Source organism: Facklamia sp. P12950, assembly GCF_050409465.1.
In the GTDB taxonomy this organism is placed as follows: domain Bacteria; phylum Bacillota; class Bacilli; order Lactobacillales; family Aerococcaceae; genus Facklamia.
This window is the reverse complement of the sequence record NZ_JBNUPK010000005.1, coordinates 23,215-48,059: the sequence shown is the minus strand read 5'-3', so window position 1 is coordinate 48,059 and position 24,845 is coordinate 23,215. Positions and strand designations below refer to the sequence as shown.

The following is a 24,845-nucleotide window of genomic DNA, read 5'->3' as shown; positions in this document are numbered from 1 at the left end:
GTCGCTAATTATTTATTTCCTATTTGAAATAGGAAAAGAAGGGTGGTGAACGAATGGCAAATTTAATTGAGACAGTTAACGAATTAGAGGCATTAAGTGCTGAAAAAGTTGCTGATTATCAAAAAAAATTGCAAGAAATGCAAGAAAACTTTGAAGATCAAAAACTCACATTTAAAAGGCAGGTTGATTCGGAATTCGCTCAATTTAAACAAACGACTAAAGAAAAATATAATCATCAATTTCTTGAGGTTGAAAATGACTTAAGAAATGAAAATCAATTGTCGGTTGTTCAAATTGAATCCGATATTGCTAACCGCCGTGAGGATTTGACGCAAAAAATTGCTGAAAAGGTGGTGAAAGAAATATGGCAATAGCTAAAATGGCTAAGGTTTTAGCAATTGTTGAGAAAGAAAATCGTGACGACTTGATGCAGGCATTTCAAAAAATGCAAAACATTCAAGTGAAGACAATTAACTCTGAATTGTTGGACCAAGAGCCAAAAATGGAATCAAAACAACTGACAGAATATCTCGATCAGTTAGAAAATGTCCGATCAGCAAAAAAATATTTAGAAAGTTATCTAACAGCTGAATCCTTTAAAGACAAGTATCTAACGCCATTACCAGAAATGAGTATGGCTGAAATTGAAGAAAGTCAAATGGATGAGCAAGCCAAGAAGATTACTGATAAAGTATGGGAAAAGAAAAAGATGCTAGAAGAAATTGATTCCCAAATTCAAATTTGCGAGAATGAAGCCGATTTTTATCATAAGTGGCGCAATCTAAAAGCACTTCCAGATTACGCTAAAGATTATCGCTATACACGCTTGTTATTAGGGACAATTCCTCAAACAGCGGATAATGAATATTACAATGCTTTGAAAGAAGAAGACCGAATTGCACTGGAAGAGGTCTATCAGTCTAAAGAAGAAATTGGCCTGGCAGTTGCTTTTGATAAGGATGATGCCTTCGAAGTGAATCAATTTCTTAATCAAAACCGCTTCCAGATCTTAGATTATCGCTTCAAAGACCTTCCGGTTAAACTGCTAGAAGAATCCCATATAGAAGCGGAAAACTTAAGAAACAAAGCCAGAGATCTAAGAAAAGAATTGGGAAGTTTCAGACAAGAATATAACCAATTAAAAATCGCTGAAGAAGTTTTTTATGCCAAAGTAGAAAGACAAAAAGCAACAGAATTAGGATTAAACAAAGGGGAGTTGTTCGCTCTAGAAGGTTGGATTGAAGAGCAACAAGCTCAAGCAAGCTTAGAAGAAGTTATAAAAGCGCTAAATGGAGAAGTTTATTTAGACTATGTGACACCAACTGAAGAAGAAAGCGAAGAAGTACCCATTCAATTAAAAAATCACCCTTTGGTTGAACCTTTTGAAACAGTTACTTCAATGTATGGTCTACCTGGATATAAGGGGTTTGACCCGACATCCTCTTTAACGCCTTATTATTGGACATTCTTTGGAATGATGATTGCCGATTTAGGTTATGGAATTTTACTCTGGTTAGGAACCTTTATCCCATTAAAATTCTTTACGATCGATAAAGGGATGAAAAAAAACATACGTTTCTTCCATCTCTTATCATATGCTGTTTTGCTATGGGGCTTAATTTACGGGTCGTTTTTTGGTGAATCCTTGCCTTTCAAGTTGCTATCACCTACTGAAGACGTCATTCAGGTATTGGCCTTGTCGATTGGTTTAGGATTTATCCAAATCATTCATGGACTCATCCTAAACACACTCCTAAATTGGGAAAGTAATCGATTAGATGCAATTAAGGATGGACTATCATGGATTATCATGCTATTTGGCTTTTTAATTGCAGTCCTTGGACCAATGTTATTAAACATTGAAAGTCTACAACAATTAGGCCTATATTTAGCTGGGTTTGCAGCCATAACAATTTTGGTAGTAGCTATTATTAAAAGTAAAAATAAATTTGCCGGTTTCGGAGCCGGTTTATACGATTTGTATGGCATCTCTTCTTATTTAGGAGATTTAGTATCGTATAGTCGACTAATGGCCCTTGGTATAGCTGGAGGATCAATTGCCTTAGCCTTTAATATTTTGGTGGCATATTTACCTCCTGCAGCAAGATTTTCAGTGGGTATTCTATTAATCATTGCTTTACAGTTATTTAACTTTGGCTTAACGGTCTTAAGTGCTTATGTTCACTCTGCACGTTTAATCTTCGTTGAGTTCTTCGGTAAATTCTATGAAGCTGGGGGTCAAGCCTTTGCCCCATTAAAATACTTAGGCAAATACATTAATATTAAATAAATTTACTAGGAGGTAATATAATGGAATTTTTACAAGAATATGGTGGTTATTTATTCGCCGTTTTAGGGATAGCAGTGGCAGTTATTTTCTCAGGTTTTGGTTCAGCTAATGGGGTTGGTACTGCAGGTACATCCGCTGCAGCTTTAACTAAAGATCAACCTGAAAAATTCGTTCAATCTTTAATCTTACAGTTACTACCAGGTACACAAGGCCTTTATGGATTTGCGATTGGCTTCTTAATTTTCTTACAGTTACAACAAGGCATGGAACTACAAACAGGACTTAATCTATTAATTGCTGCTATGCCTGTTGGTTTTGTAGGTTGGGTATCAGGTATTCACCAAGGTAAAGTAGCTGCAGCAGGTATGCAGATTTTGGCTAAACGTCCTGAAAAAGTTATTAATGCAATTATTTATTCAGTAATGGTTGAAACTTATGCAATTTTAGCATTCGTATTCTCATTCTTACTTGTTCAAGGATAGGAGGTCAAACTTGTGGGAAACATTGAAACTTTACAAAATAAAATCTTAGGGAAAGTTCAAGCCACAGGTGAAGCACAAGTTCAAGATCTTCAAAATGAGTTGTCCCAAGCAATGGACGATTACAAAAATCGGATTAATAAACAATTTGAGCATGATAAAGAAAACTTTATTCGTAAGCAAGAGCAACAATTTGAAATTCGTAAGCAATCATTGGCTAATGAATTGCGCAACTCACAGCTTACTCATAAGCAAAAATTATTAGAAGAAATTATCCAAGACGTTCCTGAAGAAATAAACCATTCGATAGCTAATAATTTGGGTCAAATGATTCAAGCGGCAATGCAAAAGTTGGATTCAAATCAAGCTTTTGAACTAAGAATCGGTGAAAAATCACGTCAATTTATTTCTGATGATCAAGCGAATAAATTTCATGCAGATTATAATATGATGCAATGGGGCGAAAACGTTGCGGATAAATCTGGTTTTATTCTTACCCAAAAAGGGATGAATATGAATTATTTATTTGAAGATATTATTAATGAACTGAAGCCTCAACTGCTTATTGAACTTGAAAAACAACTGAAAGCATAAGGGGGGCTTATAATGAAAGAATTAGAGTATGCTGGTTTAAATACGACCCTGCGCCTCTATGAAGCTCAACTTCTCAGTCAATCAGACTATGAAACGTTATTACAAATGGACCATTCTGATGCTGTTTTAGACTACTTAGGTAAGACGGCTTATTCTATTCCGGAGGAAGTGCGTTTAAATCGTAGTTTTGAGCCAATCATTCAACAACGTTTGGTTTATGTATATGAAGAATTACTTGAGGCATCACCTGATAGGCGTATAATCGAAATCTTCTCATTAAGATATACTTATCATAATTTGAAGCTTTTAATTAAAGAAAAATATCTGGATGAAGATTTGTCTCATTTGTACATTCCGATTGGCAGTTTTTCAAAAGAGGAACTTGCTCAAGTTGTGTCTACAAAAGGACAAAATGAAGACCTTCATCCTGTATTAGAAGAAGCTGTCTATGACGCTATCACAGCAGTAGAAGACACAGGCGATACCCATTCGATTGATGTCATTTTGGATACAGCCTATCTAAGACATATCCGATCTCATGCCGATGCAATGAAGCATGAAGAACTCAGTCGATTTGTAAAAATGAAAATTGATTTTCAAAATTTATTAACTTTTGTCCGTGCTTTTAAACAAGGTCAAAGTACATCATTTATTTTCACCTCTTTATCAAGTCAAGGGGCAGTGAGTCGTGATGATATCATTGAAAATTGGCGAGAAAAAGATTTGAACGGTTTAGTTGAAACTTATCAAACAGCTGAATACATGATTAATTTAGACCCTGTTTGGGATCAATTGAATGATGAAAAGGTCAACCCAACTGAACTAAATGCTTTAATTCAAGGCGAGTTTAGTCGGATTTTAAGATCATTCTCATTTGATGCCTTCGGGCCGATGCCAGTACTTACTTATCTATATTTCTTGGAAAATGAGAGTGACAACGTACGTCTCATCTTAATTGGGAAAGAAAATAATTTAGACAATCAACTAATTAAAGAAAGGATGCGACCTATTCATGGCATATAAAATAGCAGTAATCGGTAACCGTGACGTCGTATTAGCCTTTAAACTATTAGGATTTGAAGTCTATCCAGCAAGTAGTGGCGAGGAAGCTAGAAAAATTCTACACGATTTAAAAGAAGAAAATATTGGTGTCGTATTATTGACAGAAAATCTAGCTCATGAAATACCCGATACGATTAGTCACTTTGACACTTTACCAACCCCTGCGGTTATTCTAATTCCAACTCATAAAGGATCTCTTGGAATAGGTAAAGCCAAAGTCAATGACAACGTTGAAAAAGCAATCGGACAGAACATATTATAAAAGGAGGAAAAAAATGACAACTGGAATTATTCAAGAAATTTCAGGACCTTTAGTGAAGGCTAAAGGAATGAAAGACTCCTCAATTCGTGAAATTGTTTTGGTTGGAGAAATGCAACTTACTGGCGAAATTATTGAAATGCACCAAGACGTTGCATCCATTCAAGTATACGAAGAGACCTCGATGTTGAAACCGGGCGAAATCGTAAGACCTACAGGACATCCTCTTTCAGTTGAATTAGGACCAGGTCTATTAACCAAGATGTTTGATGGGATTCAAAGACCATTAGAAGATTTCATGCAAAAAACAGAGAGTAATTTTTTAGTAAGAGGAAGTAACATTGATGTTTTAGATCGAGACAAGGTTTGGGAATTTGAAGCCCGTAAAGCAGTGGGTGACCATGTGGTAGCTGGCGATATTATTGGGGTCGTTCAAGAAACCAAAATTATTGAGCACCGCATTATGGTTCCTGTTGGCATTGAAGGAACAATTAAATCCATCGAATCTGGCTCTTTCAAAATTGAAGATACCGTTTGTGTGGTTGAAACAGAATCAGGCGAACATGAATTAAATATGGTTCAAAAATGGCCGGTTCGTTTGGGACGCCCTTATAAAGCTAAATCAACTCCCAAAGCACCACTAAAGACAGGACAACGTGTAATTGATACATTCTTCCCAATCACTAAGGGTGGGGTAGCTGCTGTTCCTGGACCTTTCGGGGCTGGAAAAACGGTCGTTCAGCACCAAATCGCTAAGTATGCTGATGTTGACGTAGTGGTTTACGTAGGATGTGGTGAACGTGGAAATGAGATGACGGACGTTATTAACGAGTTTCCAGAATTAATTGATCCTAAAACGGGCGAGTCTATCATGCAACGTACTATTTTAATTGCTAACACTTCCAATATGCCGGTGGCGGCTCGTGAAGCTTCAATCTATACAGGTATCACTATTGCGGAATACTTCCGTGATATGGGCTATTCAGTGGCCATCATGGCGGATTCTACTTCACGTTGGGCAGAAGCATTACGTGAAATGTCAGGACGTATGGAAGAGATGCCAGGGGATGAAGGTTATCCAGCTTATTTAGGTTCACGTATTGCAGAATACTATGAGCGTGCCGGCTTGGTCCAAGTATTGGGATCAGATGAGCGCGTTGGTTCAGTTTCTGCCATTGGAGCGGTTTCACCTCCAGGTGGGGATACTTCAGAACCCGTTACCCAAAATACTTTACGTATCGTAAAAGTATTCTGGAGTTTAGATTCTAAACTTTCACAACAACGTCACTTCCCAGCTATTAACTGGCTAGATTCTTATTCTCAATATTCAACCGATGTTCAAGCACATAATGATGAACACATTGACCCAAGTTGGGGTGAGAAAGTACGTCATTGCTTATCACTTCTTCAAGAAGAATCAAGCTTGCAAGAAATTGTTCGTTTGGTTGGTTTAGATTCACTTTCTGAAAAAGATAAATTAACGCTTGCCATCGCAGGGATGATTCGTGAAGACTTCTTACAACAAAATGCTTTTGACGATGTTGATACGACAACCTCTGAAGAAAAACAATTGAAATTATTGAATTTAATTATTGATTTTGAAATTGAGGCAAGAGAAGCAATGAAACTGGGTGCTTACTATAATGAAATTATGGAAGGTACTCAAGAAGTTCGTGAGCAAATTGCTCGAGCTAAATTTATTCCAGAAGAAGAAATTCACCGCTTGGATGAGATTGATCAGCAAATTGCTACCTACATGAAACAAGTATTAGAACAAGGAGGTGGAGCAAATGCTTAAGGAATATACAAATATTTCTGACCTATATGGTCCTTTGATGATTGTAGATGGCGTCGAAGATATAGCCTATGACGAACTAGTTGAAATTGAGCTCCACGATGGTGAAATTCGTATGGGTCAGGTGTTAGAAGCTAAAGAGGGTAAAGCCGTTGTTCAAATCTATGGTGGTACTTCTTCAATGAAGCTATCCAATATTAAAGCGCGTTTTAAAGGCAAGCCCTTAGAATTTGCTTTATCCGAAGATATTGTGGGACGCATCTTTGACGGTATGGGTAATGTGATGGATGGCGGACCGCAAATCATTCCTGAAAAGTTTGCTGATATCAATGGTCAAGCGATTAACCCAATGGCGCGTGACTATCCGGATGAATTTATTCAAACAGGTATTTCAACCATCGACCATTTGAATACACTGGTTCGTGGACAAAAACTACCCGTTTTCTCTGGTTCTGGTTTGCCGCATAAAGAGTTAGCAGCCCAAATTGCACGTCAAGCAACTGTTTTAAATTCTGATGAAAATTTTGCAGTTGTCTTTGCAGCCATGGGAATTACTTATGATGAGGCTGAATACTTTATGGATTCTTTCCGTGAAACCGGAGCAATCGATCGTTCAGTAATGTTTGTTAACCTAGCTAATGACCCAGCAATTGAGCGGTTAGCGACTCCAAAAATCGCCTTAACTGCTGCCGAATACTTGGCTTTTGAAAAAGATATGCACGTTTTAGTTATCATGACAGACATGACGAACTATTGTGAGGCCTTACGTGAAGTGTCAGCAGCCCGTCGTGAGGTACCAGGCCGTCGTGGCTATCCAGGTTACTTATATACCAACCTATCTACACTCTATGAACGCGCAGGACGTTTAGTAGGATCTAAGGGATCGGTTACTCAAATCCCAATTCTTACCATGCCTGAAGATGATATTACTCATCCAATCCCTGACTTAACCGGTTATATTACTGAAGGACAAATCATCTTAGACCGTTCATTAGATAACCAAGGTATTAAGCCGCCTATTAATGTTCTTCCTTCCTTATCGCGTTTGAAGGATAAGGGAACCGGTGAAGGAAAAACACGTGAAGATCATGCACCGACAATGAACCAGCTATTTGCAGCTTATGCCAAAGGTAAAGAAGCAAAAGAATTAGCGATTGTATTGGGTGAGTCAGCCCTTTCAGATATCGATAAACAGTATGTTAAATTTACTGATGAATTCGAGAAACGCTATGTTAACCAAGGCTTTGATAAGAACCGTGACATCTTTGAGTCGCTTGATATTGCCTGGGACTTATTAAAGATTTTACCGAAGAGCGAATTGAAACGGATCAAGGATCCAATGATCGAGCAATACTTACCGAAAGGAGAGTAATGCACTATGGCAAACGTATTAGGGGTAAAGCCCACCCGGATGGAGCTGTCAGCTTTAAAGAGTACGCACGCACTGGCTAGTCGCGGGCATAAGTTACTTAAAGATAAGCAAGATGAATTGATGCGCCATTTTATTGATTTGATTCGTAAAAACAATGAACTAAGAGATCAAGTGGAAGCAGAACTTTCAAATGCCTTACAATCATTTGTATTAGCGAAGTCTTTAATGAGCGATCATTTTATTGAAGAGATAGCGGCCATTTCAGGTGAAAACATTGATCTTTCAATTGACCTTAAAAATATTATGAGTGTCAATGTTCCTAAAATGGATTTTAATTTAGATGATGATATTGATGATGAGCCTTTACGCTATGGTTATTTGAATTCCAATGCGGAATTAGATGAAGCTTTAGAAGGTTTAAGGTCCATTTTGCCCAAGTTATTAGATTTAGTCGAAATTGAAAAGACTTGTCAGCTTTTAGCCGATGAAATCGAAAAAACAAGAAGACGTGTTAACGCTCTTGAATATCGAATGATTCCGGATACCGAAGAGACAATCAACTATATTTCAATGAAGTTAGAAGAAAATGAGCGAGCAAGTATCACTCGTATGATGAAGGTTAAAGATCTATAATTAGTAGAAAGATTAATAAATTAGTCTTATGAAAAAATCCGAATAGTATGTAGAAAGATTGTCAAATAAATCAATGGATTTATTACTCACTCCACTGATGCTTCTCTAAACGTTTAATCTATAAGAGAGCATCAATAGTTGGATTGAATGTTCTTTCTATAACTATTCGGATTATTTTTATTTATGAAGAGCAATTCCTTTATTAATACCTTTTATTTGGTGGAATTATTTATTGTATTATGATCGTATCGTGTACAAAAATATAAATAATAAGATTGATATTTAAACGGATGTTAACAAACAATCTCCTATTCAACGGATAGGAGGCTATTTGTTAACATAGGAATATAGACCTTTAAATTTACGTGAATTAATTACATATTCACATTATGATAAACCTTTTGCACGTCTTCATCATCTTCTAATGCATCAATTAACTTCTCAAAAGTTTCCAAGTCTTCTGCGTTGAGGTCCACTTCAGTCTGGGCAATCATTTCAGTTTCAGCCACTGAAAAGTCAGTAATACCAATACTTTCCAGGCATTCTTTAATAGTGCCGTAATCACCAGGTTGACCATATACAACCACAGATCCTTCTTCAGTATAAACATCTTTGACATCGAGATCTGCTTCCAATAAAGCCATCGTAATGGTTTCTTCATCTTGGTTTTCCATCACAAAAACAGCCACATGATCAAACATATAAGAAACGGATCCAGCAACCCCCATATTTCCACCGTTCTTATTAAAGGCCATGCGAACATTGGCGGCAGTGCGGTTTACGTTGTTTGTTAAAGCATCCACGATAATCATTGAACCATTCGGGCCAAAACCTTCGTATCGCAATTCTTGGAAGGTCTCATCGGCCGAGCCTTTGGCCTTGTCAATGGCTTTGTTGATGACGTGAGATGGTACATTATAGGTTTTAGCACGATCGACAACAAATTTTAGTTTCTGGTTGGTCTCCGGATCTGGGTCTCCTGATTTGGCTGCTGCATAAATTTCAATGCCAAATTTTGCATAAATTCTTGAGGTTTGTTGATCGGTTTTCGCTTTTTTTTCGCGAATGTTCATCCATTTACGACCCATTTAATTCACTTCACTTTCATTATAGTCTGTTTGTATTATAGCGAAAAACAAGCTTCATTTATAGAATTTTTTCAAAAATTTTTAGCTTGCAAGATTTCTGTCAAACTTTTGATAGCAAAAGAAAAAAAGCGACTGCTGAGTCGCTTAAAATTAATCTTTTGGATACATTTTATCTATTCGCGCTTGTAAATCTTTATCATTGACAAATTCCTCATAGCTGGTATTCATGCGATCAAAGGCCCCAGTTGGAGTAATTTCAATTACACGATTGACTGTTGTATTTAAGACTTCGTAGTCATGTGAGGCGATGAGAATAGCGGATTTAAATTTAATTAAACCATCGTTTAAAGCAGTAATGGATTCAAGGTCTAAGTGGTTGGTTGGTTGATCCATCACTAAAACGTTGGCTTTCGATAGCATCATTTTTGAAAGTAAACAGCGGACTTTCTCACCACCAGAAAGGACGTTGACAGGTTTTAAGACATCATCTCCTGTAAAGAGCATGCGTCCTAAGAAGGAGCGTAAGAAGGTATTGTCACTTTCTTCTTTAGAAGCATATTGTCTTAACCAATCGACAATTGACAACTCGACTCCATCAAATTCATCGCCCGAATTACGTGGCAGATAGGTTTGTGAAGTCGTAACACCCCATTCAAAGCTTCCCTTATCTGCTTCCAAGTTTCCCATCAAGATTTCAAAAAAGGCTGAAATGGCATTGTCATTGCGGGAGACAAAAGCCACCTTATCATCACGATTCAAAGTGAAAGTAACATTATCAAAGAGGGCTTCACCGTCAATTGATTTTGACAGTCCTTCTACGCTAAGTAAATCATTACCGATTTCACGTTCAGGTGAAAAGCCGACAAATGGATAGCGACGGCTGGAAGGTTGAATGTCATCCAGGGTAATTTTTTCTAAAAGTTTCTTTCTAGAGGTCGCTTGTTTTGATTTAGAAGCATTAGCAGAAAAGCGCGCAATAAAGTTTTGTAATTCTTTAATTTTTTCTTCTTTTTTAGCATTTTGATCCGCTTGCAATTTAGCGGCTAATTGACTGGATTGTAACCAAAAGTCATAGTTTCCCACATAAATTTTTATTTTACCGAAGTCGACATCCGCCATATGAGTACATACTGTGTTTAGGAAGTGACGGTCGTGAGAAACAACGATGACAGTGTTTGGGAAGTCCATGATGAAGTTACTTAGCCAATCAATAGCTTGAGCATCTAGACCGTTAGTTGGCTCGTCTAGGAGCAGATTGTCCGGTTTACCAAAAAGTGCTTGAGCCAGTAAAACTTTGATTTTATCAGCTTCGATAAGCTCACTCATCTTGGCTGTATGTTGTTCAGTAGGGATTCCTAAGCCTTGTAACATATTAGAAGCTTCTGATTCAGCTTCCCAACCACCCATTTCGGCAAACAAACCTTCTAATTCGCCAGCGCGCACCCCATCTTCATCAGAAAAATCAGCTTTCATATAGATGGCATCTTTTTCTTTCTTTACTTCATAAAGTTCCTTATAACCCATCATCACGGTTTCGATCACTTCATAGTCTTCGAATCCGTAGTGGTTTTGGTTAAGAACAGCTAATCTTTCATTAGGATCCATGGACACATTTCCCGTTGTAGGTGCAATGTCACCTGATAAAATTTTTAAAAAGGTTGACTTACCAGCACCATTGGCTCCGATCACACCATAACAGTTGCCAGGTGTAAAATTAATATTGACCTCATCAAATAATTTCCGGTCTGGGAATTGTAAACTAACATTCGATACATTGATCACAAACATAACCTCCATCTTAGATTCATAGACATACGCCTTCATTCTAGCATGATAAGGACTAAAAAGCATTAAGAAATATAGTTTATTGATAAACTTATTAGAAGATAAAAAACTCTGTCCATTTAGGGACAGAGTCAAAATTTTATAGACTGCGTAACCAAGCTAAGAAGCGTTTGATTATAGAAGGATCTTGCGGACTTGACAGTTTAGTCTGATTATCACGAGCGGGATTTAGTTTACTGAGTCGAATTTTGCGACTCTGTTTTTCTTTAGCTAAGCGCTCATCGAGATCTTTTTGACGTTGGCTGGCTTGCTCGATTAAAATTTCTTGCGAGTTGATTTTTTGGTCTTCAATGATAACTGGGCGGATATATTCGCCGTTTACTTGCAGTTCACGTGCTTTCATATTATCAGCTAATTGAAGCTCTAAATAGTCCACTATATCGGCCTCGATATCCTTATCTAAGATCGGGAATTCAATTTCGACACGCTTAATCATATTGCGCGTCATCATATCAGCTGAAGAGAGGAATAGGTGGTTATCACTATTATGGTTAAAGTAATACACACGGGAATGTTCCAAAAAGCGACCAACAATTGAACGTACACGAATATTATCAGATATTCCAGGAATGCCCGGTTTCAAACAGCAGATACCTCTAACAATTAGATCAATTGAAATACCCGCTTGACTGGCTTCATAGAGCTTTTGGATGAGGGGAAGATCGGTTAAGGAATTCATTTTAGCAATGATACGACCATTACCGTATTGTTTTTGAAAAGCAATTTCCTCATCAATATAATCCATTAGAGAATCCCGAATGGCAAAAGGTGAAACATGTAAATGTTTATAATCTGGCAAGCTGCTATAACCACTTAAATAGTTGAAGAAATCAGTAGCATCATCCGTTAAACCAGGGTGCGTCGTAAATAAGCCCATATCGGTATAAATTTTTGCTGTTTTGTCATTGTAATTACCTGTTCCTAGATGAAGGTAAGGTTGGATTTTATTATCCTCCTTGCGAATGACCAGTGAAATTTTGGAATGGGTCTTTAGTTCACTAACACCATATAAAACGTGACAGCCTGCTTCTTCTAATTCTTTGGCCCAATAAACATTATTTTCTTCATCGAAACGTGCTTTTAGTTCCACCAACACGGTAACTTCTTTTCCGTTTTCGGCAGCGGTTTTTAAGGCTGAGATAATGGGAGAGTTTTTAGAAACTCTGTAAAGGGTCTGTTTAATGGCAATGGTTTGAGGATCTTGAGCAGCGTACGCTATTAAGTTAACTACCGGATCAAACGAATCATAAGGGTGGTGGAGGAAGATGTCATGGTCTTTGGCCTGGGTGAATAGGTCTTCTCCTAAATGTTTGGGATTCAGGTAGGGTATATGCTCCTCAAATAAGAATTGAGGGTTATTTTCACCAATTTCTTCTCTTAAGGCAAAAAGGAAAGTTAAATCGAGCGGCCCGTCAATTAAGTAAACAGCATTTTCTTCCAACTCAAAAACTTCTTGTAGATAAGTAAGGTTTTGTTCAGAAAAATTCATTAAGCGTGAGCGGTCAATTTCAAGCCGGACAGCCATTCCATTTTTTCTTTGTTTGACATAGTCTTCAATTAGAACTAACAAATCGGAAGCACCGTCTTCTGCAATTGAAAAATCTGCATTACGTGTAATTCGAAAAGGATAAGCAGCCACAACTTCATAGCCTTCAAAAATACGATCAAGGTGGTGGATGATAATGTCTTCCACTAAGACGATGGTATGGACTTGTCCTTCAATAATGAAATAACGTTCAATCAGCTGAGGAATAGGAAGAATCGCTCGATGCTCTTTGCCATCCTTTTCCAGCTTAACCATAATATTTAAAACTTTATTGACAAGGTGAGGGAAAGGCCGGTAGGCATCGATTCCTAAAGGAGAAAGAGTCGGTAAGAGTAAGGTCTTAAAGTAATAGTCTATTTCTGCTTGTTCAGATACGGATAATTCACCGATGGACTTCATTTGGTAGCCAGTATTTGGCAAGAGAGGCATTAATTCATGGTAGCGTTGGTATTGTTTAGCGACATTGCGTTGATTGCGCTGACTAATGTTTTCTAATAATTCTTCGGGTGTTTGGCAGGTTTTATTTTCAGAAACCTCCACACCAGCAAGGTATTGATCGTAAACTCCCGAAACTCTGACCATAAAGAATTCATCGAGATTTGAAGAGGCAATGGCTAAGAAATTTATTTGTTCCAGTAAAGGATTGGTCATATCATAAGCATTGTCAATACAACGTAAATTAAAGTCTAGCCAAGATAATTCGCGGTTAAAATAAAAGTCAGGATTATCAAATTGTCCGCGATTTTTTCTTGAGTTAGAAATGCGCTTATCCTTATTCACTGTTTTCTTTTTCTTTTTTTTGGTCTCAGTCATTTCATTTCTCCTCTCAGTTTTCTTTAAGCCTCTAAGTCAACATACTTTAGTTTTAAGCTTCCATCTAAGCTACGAGCAATATGTTTGGCGTGACGATCTGCTCGATATTGCTCGGCTACCACAGGGCCATTGTGATAAAGGGTTAGGATATAGTCTTTTTTCTTTTTTTCTAATTTAATATTTTTAATCGGAGAAGTTTTAGAATCGTTTAATGATTGGCTAAATTTTAAAATACCTCCTAAAGCTTGTAGTTCTTTTATATCTTCACTACTAAACCAATTGCTGAAAGACTGACAATATTGATTGAGTAAAGATTTATTACGATAACTGCTTAATAAAGCTAAGCGGACACGGTCGCGATGTGAAAAACCGGCCAAATCCATATTGGATAAAAGATAGAAAGTTGTCTGGGAATCAGCTTCTTTAGAGATGAATTGGCCACATCGGTAGAGATAACTTGCCATTTCTAATTCAACTTGCTGAGCATAGGAATAATCCATTTGTCCTAAATCAGTCAGTTGTTTATAAAGATCGATCGCTATTTTACTCCGAATTTCTGCAACCTTTGGATGCACTTTGAAATCACGACATACTTTGGCGACACTTCGAACGTGAATATGCTCAGGATTAATAGGCTGGTTAAAATGATCATTCAAGTAGTAAGTAATAACACCATCTCTCAGCCCTTGTCTAGAAATGAATAGGGTAGGCGCATTGACGATTTGAAAAAGCTCAATTAATGCTAAGTTAGCTGGAATAATGATGTCAGTTCGATCAGAACTTAAACCGTCAATATCTTGCATATCTTGGTAATTTGTTGACTGGAATAGGTCGAGTGTGGTGTTTAGATTTTTTTCAGAGAGTCGATAACCATGTAAGCCAGCAATGGGATAATTCTGTAGGCGTTGATGAACTTGAGCGATATTACGCGCAGAACCACCGACCGCAACGATCGGGTACTTAACCTTCTTTAGCCAATCCAGTGACTTAAAAGTTTTTTGTAAATAGCGTCTTGTCTTTTCAATGGCTGTTGAATCATTATGGTCTTTATCTTTAAAGAACTTTTCCTTCAAGCTGACTACGCCAAATGGAAAGGAATGGTATTGTTTAATCTCTTTGTTTTCTGACAAGGTTATTTCACAAGACCCTCCGCCCATATCGATAGTCACCATATTACGATTAGGTAAGGAGTGCGAAATAGCGTACTGGCCCAGCGAAGCCTCTTCTTTTTCTGATAAGATGCGAATTTCAATGCCAGTTTCTTCTAATACCCGCTGTATGATTTGCTCTTGGTTAGCTGATTGACGAATAGCTGCTGTAGCAAAGACAATTAACTCCTCAATTTTATGTGCTCGAGCGGCATAGTTAAAACTAGCTAGCGTTTCAGTTAGTTTCTGAATCCCTTTATCAGACATCATTACCTGGTCGTTTTCATCTTTATTCAAATATTGAGATAAACGTGCAGGCGCTTTAAGGTTAGTAATTTCATGAACATCATAATATTGATCGATTGCATAAATCACCATACGAATAGTATTTGAACCGATATCAATTAAACCTACTTTATTGGAATACATATATTTCCACCCATCTATTGTGACTTAGTAACATCTTGGTCTTTATTTTTTATTTAAGACTTCTTCAATGGCAGCAGCAATCTCGGAAGAGTGAGAAACAACCTTTCCGTTAAGTTTGATCAATCCCACAGTGTATAAGTTAACATAGGCGAACTGTGATTCTGCAACTTCTTTGAGTGCTTCAATTTTTTGAGGGTTATCCGCGCCTTGTTGACGGGAGTCTGAAAATAGACCAATAATAGGAATGCCGGCTTGGTAGGCAATACCAATTTCACTGGCTACACCTGGATCAATGGTTTGTCCATCTAAGACGGCCAAAACGATATCACTTGCTAGCACTGCTTCCGTATCCAAACGAGCAATCATCTTTGAATCGGCATAGGCTTGCTTATCGTTAATTTCAGCTTGTTCTTGTGGTAAGAAAATATCTAAAGAAGGTATGGCTTGTCTTAATTCATTAGCAACTTTTTGGTTGAAGGCTAGTTCCATTTCATTAAAAAGGGGACTTGCAAAATATAATTTAGTCATGATTAAATCCTTTCTTTAAGTAAGTTTTTTAATTGCTGATACTTCTATTATAGTAAATTTTTTTAGTTTGGTGTATCAATTCTAGGAATTCCATGAAAATTAATTGATTCACAAAAAAGGAGTGGCTCAACTTGAGCCACTCCTCGAATGAGTTGTTAATTATTCAGCAAAAAATTTTAAGCGTAGAGCATTAAGTAAAACAGAGATAGAAGAAAAGCTCATAGCTAAGGCGGCTATCATTGGGTTAAGTAAGGGACCACCAAATAGATAGATAACGCCCATCGCAAAAGGAATGCCTATCACATTATAGAAGAAAGCCCAGAAAAGGTTCTGTTTGATATTGCGGATAGTCGCATGACTCAAATTAATAGCGGTCGGAATGGTGGTTAAATGGTTATTCATTAACACAATATCAGCAGATTCAATCGCAATGTCGGTCCCAGACCCGATCGCCATGCCGATATCAGCTTGTGCTAAAGCAGGGGCATCATTAATGCCATCACCGACCATAATCACTTTATTGCCGGTTGCTTGTACTTCCTTTACAATACGTGACTTATCTTCAGGCAAAACTTCGGCAAAGACTTTATCCACTCCTACTAATTGACCGATATGTTCTGCTGTGGCTTGATTATCACCTGTCACCATCATCACCTTAAGACCCATTGCTTTGAGAGTTTTTATTACTTCCATACTCGATTCTTTTATCGGATCTGAAATGGCTAATAAGCCTTGGAAATGGCGGTTAATTGCATAGAAAATAACAGTTTTGGCTTCATGACTCAGTTTATCTGCTAGTGAGAGAAAATCTTGAGGGATGGGTTGGCTTAATATTTCTTCCATTAAACGCTGGTTACCAATATCTATGTTTTCGCCATTAATCTCAGCAGTAATTCCCTTACCTGTAATTGATTGGATTTGCTTCAAAGCCTGATATTCTATGCCGAAACTTTCGGCATAATCGACAACTGCCTTGCCAAGAGGGTGTTCTGAGTTGGCTTCAACACTTGCTAACTTACTTAATAGAATAGCTTTATCTTTTTCATCAACAGGATAAAAATCAGTCACACTCGGTTGACCTTGGGTGATAGTCCCTGTCTTATCAAGCAAAATAGTATCTGCTTGGTGAGTAGTTTCTAGACTGGCACTGCTTTTAATTAAGATCCCTTTTTGTGCAGCATTACCTGTTCCCACCATGATAGCTGTTGGAGTGGCTAAACCAAGCGCACAAGGGCAAGCGATAATTAAAACACTAATAAAAATCTGTAAACTGAAAGTTAAGGATTGATTCATTATAAAGAACCAGAATAAACCACTGATTAAGGCAATCACCATAACAGTTGGGACGAAATAAGAAGCTACCACATCAGCAAATTTAGCAATTTGAGCTTTGGAAGATTGAGCTTCATTAACTAATTGAATAATTTGAGAAAGCGTAGTGTCTTGCCCTACTCGTTCTACCTCCAGGGTAAAGCCACCGGTTTTATTTAAACTAGCTCCAGTTACGCAGTCGCCTTTGCTTTTATTAACCGGCATGGCTTCACCAGTTAACATCGATTCATCGACACTGGATTGACCTTCAAGAATGATTCCATCCATTGGAATGGTATCTCCAGGTCTAATTTGCAAATGATCTCCTGGTTGAATGCGTTCGGTTGGAACAATTTCAATGGAGCCATCCTCTTTAATTCTACGTGCCTCTTTAGGTGCTAAATCCATTAGGGTTTTAATCGCTGAAGAAGTTCGTCCTTTAGCAATGTCTTCTAAATACTTGCCGATTGTCATTAAAGAGACAATTACTGCAGCTGATTCAAAGTATAATTCAATCTCTTGACTATTTTGAAGAGGATTGATGAATAGAAAGAGCGTTACGACTAGACCTTGAACAAAAGCGGCTCCACTACCTATTGCGACTAAGCTGTCCATGTTGGGGTGGCCATTCAAAAGACTCTTGAATCCACGAATAAATAAATCTTTACCTAAATATAAAACAGCACTACTTAAAATCATCTGAATGAGGGCATGAACGCTTGGATGTTGCTTTATTGAAAGAGAATCCGGAATAGGAAGGCCAATCATTGGACCCATTGCTAAAAGAAAGAGTGGCAGAGTGAACAGGACCATACCCATAATTTTTTGCTTGGACTTTTTTAAATATTGCTGTTCTCGCTCTAAATCTTTTTGATATTGTTCTTCAGGAGAAATAATTAAACTGGCATTATAACCCGCTCTTTGCACCGCCTCAATCGCTTTATCTGGCTGGGCTTTATGATCCCACTCAACATTCAATGTTGAAGTAGCAAAATTGACTTGAGCAGACTGAACGTCCGACAGTTGATTGGCTGCTTTTTCAACTGTTTGCGCACAAGAAGCACAAGACATTCCCTCAATCCGAAAGTTTTGAATGAGCGCTTCATTAATCGAAGGTAATAGCTGATAGCCTGCCTTTTCTACTCGATCAGCCAGTGTCTCAAATGTGACCTTTTGTGGATCAAAATTGACTTTTACAGAGTGGTTCAGTAGATTTACTTCGGCTGTTTCAACACCCATTGTTTGATTAAGCGTTTTTTCGACTGTCATTGCACAAGAAGTGCAGGACATTCCATCAATAGTATAAGTACTTGATTGCATTTTAGCCCTCCTTTAGGGATCGATTATTTGCTTAAATGATAGTGAGTATCTTTAAGCACATGATTAAAATCTTCCATAGCTAAAAAGTCTTGATGCTCAATAGTAAGCTCTTTAGTATCCACTTGGATATTTACTTTTTCAACTCCATCCATTGATAAAAGCAAATCTTGAATAGTTTGAGCGCAGTGGCTGCAAGACATACCTTGGACTTTAAAATCTTGTTTTTTCATGATAATTCCTCCATTAATTAATGAGACCATGAGTGACATTGACATTGACCGACTGGGCAATTACATTTTACTTGGCTTGGAGCCTGCTTGCCCTTATCCTGCAATTGTTTTATCAGCTGTTGACAATCAGCTTGTGATAAGATGACATCATTAATTATTTGATGAATAAAAGGAGCCTTATCTTTATTGCAAATGCGGTTCAGTAGCTTACTTATTTCTGCATGAACAGCCTCTTTTTCAGAAATATTTGCTTGATATTGATAGGGTTTATGTTCTCCTTCAAGAGTCAAATGTTCTTTTTGCAATAAGCGGTTAATTAAAGTTTTTATAGTAGCTTCTTTCCAATCAGAAAATTGACTAGCAGTATCGATAATTTGGCGTGAAGTAAGTGAATGATGGGCCCAGACTATCCGCATAATTTCCCATTCTGCATCAGTGATCGATGGGACTGAAAGACTTTCTTGCATAAGAAAACTCCTCTCTGATTACACATGTAACTTCACTTAAAGTTTACAACTGTAGACATCAAATTGCAAGTCATAACTTAGTCTTTCATTAAATTTACTAGTATAATAAAGAAAAATATCTGAAGGAGTAAATAAAATGAAAAAGTACTACAAATTATTGATTTTAGTAGTAGCAGTTACAATGAGTTTAGCAGCTTGTGAAAATTTTAATCAAAGCTCTTTTAAGTCAGAAAAAACCCCAGACCAAATTCTTAATGATTCCATCAATTTGGATAATCAACAGATGAGAATGACTAATGAAACTTATCAAGAAGAAGTAGCTGCTGACCAAGCCTATTTGATTCAAAAGGCAGACTTATATTTTGAGACCTTAAAATATGAGGAGGCCAAACAAGCTTTATTTGAAGTGATTGAAAAAAGCAAAGGCAGCATTCACTATCAAAATGAGTATTTGATAGATGGCGGACAATTTTCTGATAGTGAGCAAGAGTTGCGTGAGTTAATTTTGACTGCGCGTATTCCACAGGCGAACTTTAATCAAACAGTTGAGAAACTCCAAGACCTGCCGGATGTTTCTTTGCAATCGTCAAGTAGAGGGTCCCAAGATGTCACTCGCTCGGTCAATGATATTGACATCCGTTTACAAGCCGTAGAGGATCGTTTAGACCGGTTAAATGCCTTATTAGATCAAGCAGAAAAAATTGAAGAAATTGTCCAAATTCAAACTGAAATTGAAAATGCTATTATTCAAAGAGATCAATATTTAGCCGAACAAGCTAACTTGGAAAATCAAATAGAACAAGCCACTATCAATATTACTTTGAGTGAGCGCTATGTTCTAGCAGAAGAACGCAATCAAAATTATTCCTTTATAGGTCGTATAGCTAATACTTTTAAAGAAGCTTTGATTTCTACCAAGTGGATGCTAGAAAATCTTGTTTTATTATTGGTAGCATCTTTACCCTTCTTAATGATTTGTTTGGCAATCTATTTATTGTATCGCTTATTTTTTAAAAAGATTGCCGATAATTACCGTAAATACTATCCTCAAAATGAGAAAGAAAATCGAATGTTAAATCGTGCTAAACATGAACAGAATATCAAACAGAATTTCCATCCAAGTGAAACAGATGAAAAGTAAATGAATCAGATTATATACCTTATCCCAAAGACTAGATACAATTTTAAATAAAAATATTGAGAACAATTTTATAAAAGTGTATCATTAAGAGTGACAGTGAATATTAAGGAGTGATCGAGCAATGTTTCAACAGTTACAAGAAAAGATAAAAGGAAAAGGCATCAAAATAGTGTTTCCTGAGGGGACTGACCCACGTGTTTTAGGAGCAGCAGTACGCTTGCATGCCGAAGATATTGTGGAACCGATTGTTTTGGGTAATAAGGTAGAAATTAAACAACTAGCCAATGAAAAAAATTGGGTGATTGAAGGGATTACTCTCCATGACCCTGAAGAATATCAAGCAATGGATCAATTGATTGAAGCTTTTGTTGAAAGACGTAAGGGTAAGAATACTAGAGAAGAAGCTATTGAACTCCTAAAAGATCCTGCATACTTTGGGACCATGTTGGTTTATACCAATCAAGCGGATGGAATGGTATGTGGAGCCGTTTACTCAACAGGAGATACAGTAAGGCCTGCTTTACAAATTATCAAAACACGACCAGGCGTAAAATTAATTTCAGGAGCCTTTATCATGGTTCCACCTCATACCAATGGTCAAAAATTAGTGTTTGCAGATTGCGCTATTAATATTAATCCTGATGCACAATCTTTAGCTGAAATTGCGGTAGAAAGTGCTAAAACAGCTGAAATCTTTGGTATTGATCCTAAAGTGGCGATGTTAAGTTTTTCTTCTTATGGATCAGCCAAATCACCAGAAGTAGATAAAGTGGCAGAAGCGACTAAAATTGCGAAGCAATTAGCACCCGAATTGACCATTGATGGTGAAATGCAATTTGATGCGGCTATTGTTCCTGAGGTGGCTGCACAAAAGGTTCCTGGGTCTATTCTTGATGGACAAGCGACTGTCTTTGTTTTCCCAGAAATTCAATCTGGAAATATTGGCTATAAGATTGCGCAACGCTTAGGTAATTTCCAAGCTGTTGGACCAATTTTACAAGGACTGAATAAACCCGTTTCAGACCTTTCAAGAGGGTGTGTAGAAGAAGATGTGTTTAAAGTAGCGATTATCACAGCCAACCAGGCTCTAAATAACTAACCTAAATAAATTATAAACCAAGCTCCTCAAGCAGATTTTTGATTGAGGAGCTTTTCTCATGCAAATCTAATGAGAATCATTTTCACATTTGTGAAGAACATGTTACAATGGATTTTGTGAAAAATTACTTATTGGAGGAAATCAATGAAAAAAAGTTTAATGAAGCGACTCTTATTGTTGTCAACCCTTGCCTTAAATAGTTTCACGCCACTTGCAGTGAATGTAAACGCTATGGAATCAGATGTAGAAAGCTTAAATTCCAGCTTGCAATCTATTCAAGTAAAATCAAATCCAGAGATAGAATCTGACAAGGCTGTGATTCCTGGTGAAAGTGAAGAAGAACCACAAGAAACACCTGCTAGAATGGAAGTTGATTCACAAGGTGAAGGCGAAACACCTTCACAAACTCCCTTAACTATTGAAGAATATAAAAAGTTGGACGCCACAACACTTGCTGAAATGGTCAGAAGTGGAAGAACAACAAGTAAAGAATTAATTGAATTTGCTTTTCAAGTAATCGAAGAAACAAATCCTGATTTAAATAACGTTATTTCAACACGCAAAGAAGCTGCTTTAGCTGAAGCTGAAGCGATGGAAGATACTGGTCAGCCTTTTTATGGTGTGCCGATGTTAGTGAAGGGTCTAGGTCACTCTGTGGAAGAGGGTAGCAATACACTCGGCTTCAAGTTTTTGGAAGATCAAACATCTTCTAGAGATGGTCGCCAAGTAAAAGCTTTTAAAGAAGCAGGCTTTATTGTAATCGGTCAAACTTCTTATCCGCAAATGGGTTGGATCAATGTAACTAATTCTGAATTGTATGGTGACACACATAATCCTTGGAATTTAGCCCATAATCCGGGAGGATCTTCAGGGGGATCTTCAGCAGCTGTCGCAATTGGGCAAGTACCAGTCGCAAGTTCCAGTGATGCCGGTGGTTCTACTAGAATTCCAGCTTCTTGGTCTGGTTTAATTGGTTTACATCCATCGAGAGGAATTTTAACATGGGATAGCAGCTCAATAAACAATCAAACCACCCACTTTGCAGAGACTAAATCAATGCAAGATACAATTACACTTTTTGAGACCTTATTAAAAGAAAAGACGCGTGAACATGTACTGCAAGGAAGCTTTGACAAGACCACTCCCATAGCCTACACAACCATGACTCCTGCTGGAACGCCGATATCAGAAGATGCTATTCAAGCAGTTCGAGAGGTAGCCAATTTCTTAAAAGGTGAAGGTTATTTAGTCGAGGAAGTAGCTTATCCAGTAGATGGAAAAAAATTAATGGAGCAATACTACATTCTTGCTTCTTCGGCTGCTGGCTCTTTGGACTACATAGCAAAGAGACCACTTGGTCGACCAATTCAAAGAGAAGATGTGGAATTGCTAACTTGGGCTTTATACCAAACATCAAAGGATTTAACTAAAGAAGATGTAGCTGGAGCTTGGGACTATATCCATCAAGTGACAGAAGATATGAACGCTTTCTATTCAAAATATCCATTTTTATTAACAGCTACTAATGCTTACCCAGCTCCAAAGGCTGATTATAATCATATTAGTCCAGAGCTGGCTGAAGTAATGGAAGACATGTCTGGTTTGAGTAAAGTTGAAAAATTACAAGTAATTTATGATCAATGGTTACCAGCGTGGACTTTGACTCCTTACACTCAATTGGCTAATCTAACTGGTACACCTGCACTGAGCTTACCAACATATTTGACAGATAAAGGACTGCCGATGGGTGTAATGTTCAACACATTTGCTAAAAACGACCGCAGTTTACTACAAATTGGGAAACTGTTAGAAGAAAGCAATCGCTTTATTACCTACTATAATCGTCCGAGTGATGATAAGGAATCAAATCCAGATGTGGAGCCAGATACAGACAACATCTTAAATCCATTTCCGGGAGCGGATGAAACAGTAGGAAATGGGGCAGATACTCAAATTGAGGACTTGGATGACCAAAGCAATATTGAAGAACAGGCTGAAGACAATCATTTATCCAATAGCCCTTCTTCACAACCAGTCGTAAAGGATCATCAAGTTCAAGCCACTGATTCAGCGAAGGATACACTTCCAAACACTGGGGAAAGTGATCAGCTGGTCATGTACAGTATAAGCCTTACTTTATTCGGCATCGCCGGTTACTTCGTTCGTAAAAAATAAGGCAATTTAAAACCACTCTTCCAGAAGAGTGGTTTTCTTACATTTATAGCATTTAATAGCTTTTTTGATTATTCTGCTGGAATAATTGTAACAGGAATATCATCGATAGTACCATAATACCATTCGATTTCATCACCGTCTTCTAATTTTTGAGAAACAACACCCAGCTCGGCAAATTGCTTGTTAATTAAATACACCCAAGTGTTTGGAGCGTAGTCATTTTCTACACCATCAATAATATCAACAACACCTTCATCTTCATTGAAGTTGAATTCTAACTCTTCAATCGCAGACATAGCCTCTAGAACACTCACACCACCGATATTATTTACTTCATATTCAAGAGGGGCTCCCGATTCTTGGTTAATAATGATTGTTGCAGTACCTTCTAGTCCCTCAGCATCATTAGCAGCTGTTTCAACAGTAGTTTCTTCCATTGTGGTTTCTTCAGCAGCCATGGTAGTATCTGTTTTTTCTTCTTCATTAGTAGTAACCTCTTCGGTAGGGGCATTTTCTACCTTTGCTTTATCATTTCCAGGCAACATATCGCAAGCGCCTAAAAAAACGGTTAAGATAAGTGCTGTGGATATTTGTAGTATTTTTTTCATCAACTGACCTCCTCGTTTTCTATTACTATAAAATTAGCAATAATCACCTCTAAAGTCAAATAATTCGATGTTTGCCGGAATCTTCGTTATACTTAACCTATCAGCAAGTGAATGGGGAAAAAAGATGATAAACTTTACAAGTCATAACTTAGAGGATACAAAAAGCCTGGCTAAAATATTAGCTAAAGTCATTCAACCAGGAAGTCTTATTTTGCTTTCAGGTCCATTGGGATCGGGAAAAACAGCTTTTACTCAGGCTTTTGGGCGTTCTTTAGGAATTGATAGAGCCATTAAAAGTCCGACTTATACCATAGTTAAAGAATATGAACTTCAGCAAGTAGCTGAGCGAGTGGTCCATATTGATGCATATCGCTTAGAAGAAGGTGGAGCGGATACTGTTGATTTTTATTTGTTTTTCGATCAACAGTCTATTTGTCTGGTTGAATGGCCACAATTTATTACAGATTATTTACCGAAAAGTCATATAGAGATAGCTTTCAAATTATTGGATCAAAACCAACGTCAAATAGAAATAAGTTTATCGCCACAAGCAGATAATAAGCATCAAATCATCTTTCAAAAGTTTAGAGATCATATAGAAAGGGGCGATTAA

At 37.4% G+C, this 24,845-nt stretch carries 22 protein-coding genes; 13 read left to right on the top strand and 9 right to left on the bottom strand.

The annotated features are described in order from the left end of the window. Positions 1-53: 53 nt before the first annotated feature. Genes ACQV2Q_RS05450 through ACQV2Q_RS05410 form a run of 9 tightly spaced genes read left to right on the top strand, consistent with a single transcriptional unit; the run spans position 54 to position 8,484 of the window. A complete protein-coding gene (locus tag ACQV2Q_RS05450) occupies positions 54-374 on the top strand; it encodes a hypothetical protein (RefSeq protein ID WP_428873282.1) in 321 nt (106 codons plus the stop codon). Then, on the top strand, positions 365-2,290 hold the full coding sequence (locus ACQV2Q_RS05445) for a V-type ATP synthase subunit I (RefSeq protein WP_428873283.1): 1,926 nt from the start codon (positions 365-367) through the stop codon (positions 2,288-2,290). Before ACQV2Q_RS05450 ends, ACQV2Q_RS05445 begins: the two co-directional genes overlap by 10 nt. 17 nt (positions 2,291-2,307) lie before the next feature. Next, positions 2,308-2,772, top strand: coding sequence for a V-type ATP synthase subunit K (locus ACQV2Q_RS05440; protein ID WP_428873344.1), 465 nt, complete (start codon positions 2,308-2,310; stop codon positions 2,770-2,772). Between the two features lie 12 nt (positions 2,773-2,784). Further along, positions 2,785-3,363, top strand: a complete 579-nt coding sequence (locus ACQV2Q_RS05435; RefSeq protein ID WP_428873284.1) for a hypothetical protein — start codon at positions 2,785-2,787, stop codon at positions 3,361-3,363. 12 nt (positions 3,364-3,375) lie between these two features. Further along, positions 3,376-4,386: a V-type ATPase subunit gene (locus ACQV2Q_RS05430; RefSeq protein WP_428873286.1), complete on the top strand. Its 1,011-nt coding sequence runs from the start codon at positions 3,376-3,378 to the stop codon at positions 4,384-4,386. Further along, a complete protein-coding gene (locus ACQV2Q_RS05425; protein WP_258436826.1) occupies positions 4,376-4,687 on the top strand; it encodes a V-type ATP synthase subunit F in 312 nt (103 codons plus the stop codon). Before ACQV2Q_RS05430 ends, ACQV2Q_RS05425 begins: the two co-directional genes overlap by 11 nt. A 13-nt stretch (positions 4,688-4,700) precedes the next feature. After that, the gene (locus ACQV2Q_RS05420; protein WP_428873287.1) at positions 4,701-6,482 is read left to right on the top strand and encodes a V-type ATP synthase subunit A; all 1,782 of its coding nucleotides are present in this window, start codon (positions 4,701-4,703) and stop codon (positions 6,480-6,482) included. Next, the gene (locus tag ACQV2Q_RS05415) at positions 6,475-7,851 is read left to right on the top strand and encodes a V-type ATP synthase subunit B (RefSeq protein ID WP_428873289.1); all 1,377 of its coding nucleotides are present in this window, start codon (positions 6,475-6,477) and stop codon (positions 7,849-7,851) included. Before ACQV2Q_RS05420 ends, ACQV2Q_RS05415 begins: the two co-directional genes overlap by 8 nt. A 6-nt stretch (positions 7,852-7,857) precedes the next feature. Continuing rightward, the gene (locus ACQV2Q_RS05410; protein WP_428873290.1) at positions 7,858-8,484 is read left to right on the top strand and encodes a V-type ATP synthase subunit D; all 627 of its coding nucleotides are present in this window, start codon (positions 7,858-7,860) and stop codon (positions 8,482-8,484) included. A 374-nt stretch (positions 8,485-8,858) separates the two neighbouring features. Here ACQV2Q_RS05410 and ACQV2Q_RS05405 read toward each other — a convergent pair whose 3' ends face one another. The 8 genes from ACQV2Q_RS05405 to ACQV2Q_RS05370 form a co-directional block, all read right to left on the bottom strand. Beyond that, entirely contained in the window at positions 8,859-9,572 is a 714-nt protein-coding gene (locus ACQV2Q_RS05405) for a YebC/PmpR family DNA-binding transcriptional regulator (protein ID WP_428873292.1), read from the bottom strand. A gap of 150 nt (positions 9,573-9,722) precedes the next feature. Continuing rightward, positions 9,723-11,354: an ABC-F family ATP-binding cassette domain-containing protein gene (locus ACQV2Q_RS05400; protein ID WP_428873293.1), complete on the bottom strand. Its 1,632-nt coding sequence runs from the start codon at positions 11,352-11,354 to the stop codon at positions 9,723-9,725. A gap of 142 nt (positions 11,355-11,496) precedes the next feature. Continuing rightward, complete coding sequence (locus ACQV2Q_RS05395) at positions 11,497-13,776, bottom strand: RNA degradosome polyphosphate kinase (RefSeq protein ID WP_428882160.1); 2,280 nt, start codon at positions 13,774-13,776, stop codon at positions 11,497-11,499. 23 nt (positions 13,777-13,799) lie between these two features. Continuing rightward, complete coding sequence (locus ACQV2Q_RS05390) at positions 13,800-15,353, bottom strand: Ppx/GppA family phosphatase (RefSeq protein ID WP_428875099.1); 1,554 nt, start codon at positions 15,351-15,353, stop codon at positions 13,800-13,802. Between the two features lie 42 nt (positions 15,354-15,395). Further along, positions 15,396-15,881 (bottom strand): nucleoside 2-deoxyribosyltransferase, encoded by a 486-nt coding sequence (locus ACQV2Q_RS05385; protein WP_428875100.1) that lies wholly within the window; start codon positions 15,879-15,881, stop codon positions 15,396-15,398. A 159-nt stretch (positions 15,882-16,040) separates the two neighbouring features. After that, the gene (locus ACQV2Q_RS05380) at positions 16,041-18,512 is read right to left on the bottom strand and encodes a heavy metal translocating P-type ATPase (RefSeq protein WP_428882159.1); all 2,472 of its coding nucleotides are present in this window, start codon (positions 18,510-18,512) and stop codon (positions 16,041-16,043) included. Positions 18,513-18,535: 23 nt separating this feature from the next. After that, positions 18,536-18,742, bottom strand: coding sequence for a heavy-metal-associated domain-containing protein (locus ACQV2Q_RS05375; RefSeq protein ID WP_428873300.1), 207 nt, complete (start codon positions 18,740-18,742; stop codon positions 18,536-18,538). Between the two features lie 17 nt (positions 18,743-18,759). Continuing rightward, positions 18,760-19,209 carry a CopY/TcrY family copper transport repressor gene (locus ACQV2Q_RS05370; RefSeq protein ID WP_428873301.1) on the bottom strand — a complete coding sequence of 150 codons (450 nt, stop codon included), beginning with the start codon at positions 19,207-19,209 and terminating at the stop codon, positions 18,760-18,762. A 136-nt stretch (positions 19,210-19,345) separates the two neighbouring features. On the opposite strand from ACQV2Q_RS05370, the gene ACQV2Q_RS05365 reads away from it, so the two are divergent. The 3 genes from ACQV2Q_RS05365 (at position 19,346) to ACQV2Q_RS05355 (ending at position 23,624) form a co-directional block, all read left to right on the top strand. Continuing rightward, positions 19,346-20,350 (top strand): DUF4349 domain-containing protein, encoded by a 1,005-nt coding sequence (locus ACQV2Q_RS05365; protein WP_428873303.1) that lies wholly within the window; start codon positions 19,346-19,348, stop codon positions 20,348-20,350. Between the two features lie 121 nt (positions 20,351-20,471). Beyond that, positions 20,472-21,449, top strand: coding sequence for a phosphate acetyltransferase (pta, locus tag ACQV2Q_RS05360; RefSeq protein ID WP_428873305.1), 978 nt, complete (start codon positions 20,472-20,474; stop codon positions 21,447-21,449). Positions 21,450-21,593: 144 nt separating this feature from the next. Further along, positions 21,594-23,624 carry an amidase family protein gene (locus tag ACQV2Q_RS05355; RefSeq protein ID WP_428873307.1) on the top strand — a complete coding sequence of 677 codons (2,031 nt, stop codon included), beginning with the start codon at positions 21,594-21,596 and terminating at the stop codon, positions 23,622-23,624. A gap of 68 nt (positions 23,625-23,692) precedes the next feature. Here ACQV2Q_RS05355 and ACQV2Q_RS05350 read toward each other — a convergent pair whose 3' ends face one another. Then, positions 23,693-24,232: a DUF4430 domain-containing protein gene (locus tag ACQV2Q_RS05350; protein WP_428873308.1), complete on the bottom strand. Its 540-nt coding sequence runs from the start codon at positions 24,230-24,232 to the stop codon at positions 23,693-23,695. Positions 24,233-24,356: 124 nt separating this feature from the next. On the opposite strand from ACQV2Q_RS05350, the gene tsaE reads away from it, so the two are divergent. Continuing rightward, positions 24,357-24,845 carry a tRNA (adenosine(37)-N6)-threonylcarbamoyltransferase complex ATPase subunit type 1 TsaE gene (gene tsaE, locus ACQV2Q_RS05345; protein WP_428882158.1) on the top strand — a complete coding sequence of 163 codons (489 nt, stop codon included), beginning with the start codon at positions 24,357-24,359 and terminating at the stop codon, positions 24,843-24,845.

Coding starts and splice junctions, on each gene's coding strand:
- ACQV2Q_RS05450 (WP_428873282.1), top strand. CDS start 54: ATGGCAAATTTAATTGAGACAGTTAACGAATTAGAGGCATTAAGTGCT.
- ACQV2Q_RS05445 (WP_428873283.1), top strand. CDS start 365: ATGGCAATAGCTAAAATGGCTAAGGTTTTAGCAATTGTTGAGAAAGAA.
- ACQV2Q_RS05430 (WP_428873286.1), top strand. CDS start 3,376: ATGAAAGAATTAGAGTATGCTGGTTTAAATACGACCCTGCGCCTCTAT.
- ACQV2Q_RS05425 (WP_258436826.1), top strand. CDS start 4,376: ATGGCATATAAAATAGCAGTAATCGGTAACCGTGACGTCGTATTAGCC.
- ACQV2Q_RS05420 (WP_428873287.1), top strand. CDS start 4,701: ATGACAACTGGAATTATTCAAGAAATTTCAGGACCTTTAGTGAAGGCT.
- ACQV2Q_RS05415 (WP_428873289.1), top strand. CDS start 6,475: ATGCTTAAGGAATATACAAATATTTCTGACCTATATGGTCCTTTGATG.
- ACQV2Q_RS05410 (WP_428873290.1), top strand. CDS start 7,858: ATGGCAAACGTATTAGGGGTAAAGCCCACCCGGATGGAGCTGTCAGCT.
- ACQV2Q_RS05405 (WP_428873292.1), bottom strand. CDS start 9,572: ATGGGTCGTAAATGGATGAACATTCGCGAAAAAAAAGCGAAAACCGAT.
- ACQV2Q_RS05395 (WP_428882160.1), bottom strand. CDS start 13,776: ATGACTGAGACCAAAAAAAAGAAAAAGAAAACAGTGAATAAGGATAAG.
- ACQV2Q_RS05390 (WP_428875099.1), bottom strand. CDS start 15,353: ATGTATTCCAATAAAGTAGGTTTAATTGATATCGGTTCAAATACTATT.
- ACQV2Q_RS05385 (WP_428875100.1), bottom strand. CDS start 15,881: ATGACTAAATTATATTTTGCAAGTCCCCTTTTTAATGAAATGGAACTA.
- ACQV2Q_RS05380 (WP_428882159.1), bottom strand. CDS start 18,512: ATGCAATCAAGTACTTATACTATTGATGGAATGTCCTGCACTTCTTGT.
- ACQV2Q_RS05375 (WP_428873300.1), bottom strand. CDS start 18,742: ATGAAAAAACAAGATTTTAAAGTCCAAGGTATGTCTTGCAGCCACTGC.
- ACQV2Q_RS05370 (WP_428873301.1), bottom strand. CDS start 19,209: ATGCAAGAAAGTCTTTCAGTCCCATCGATCACTGATGCAGAATGGGAA.
- ACQV2Q_RS05365 (WP_428873303.1), top strand. CDS start 19,346: ATGAAAAAGTACTACAAATTATTGATTTTAGTAGTAGCAGTTACAATG.
- pta (WP_428873305.1), top strand. CDS start 20,472: ATGTTTCAACAGTTACAAGAAAAGATAAAAGGAAAAGGCATCAAAATA.
- ACQV2Q_RS05355 (WP_428873307.1), top strand. CDS start 21,594: ATGAAAAAAAGTTTAATGAAGCGACTCTTATTGTTGTCAACCCTTGCC.
- ACQV2Q_RS05350 (WP_428873308.1), bottom strand. CDS start 24,232: ATGAAAAAAATACTACAAATATCCACAGCACTTATCTTAACCGTTTTT.
- tsaE (WP_428882158.1), top strand. CDS start 24,357: ATGATAAACTTTACAAGTCATAACTTAGAGGATACAAAAAGCCTGGCT.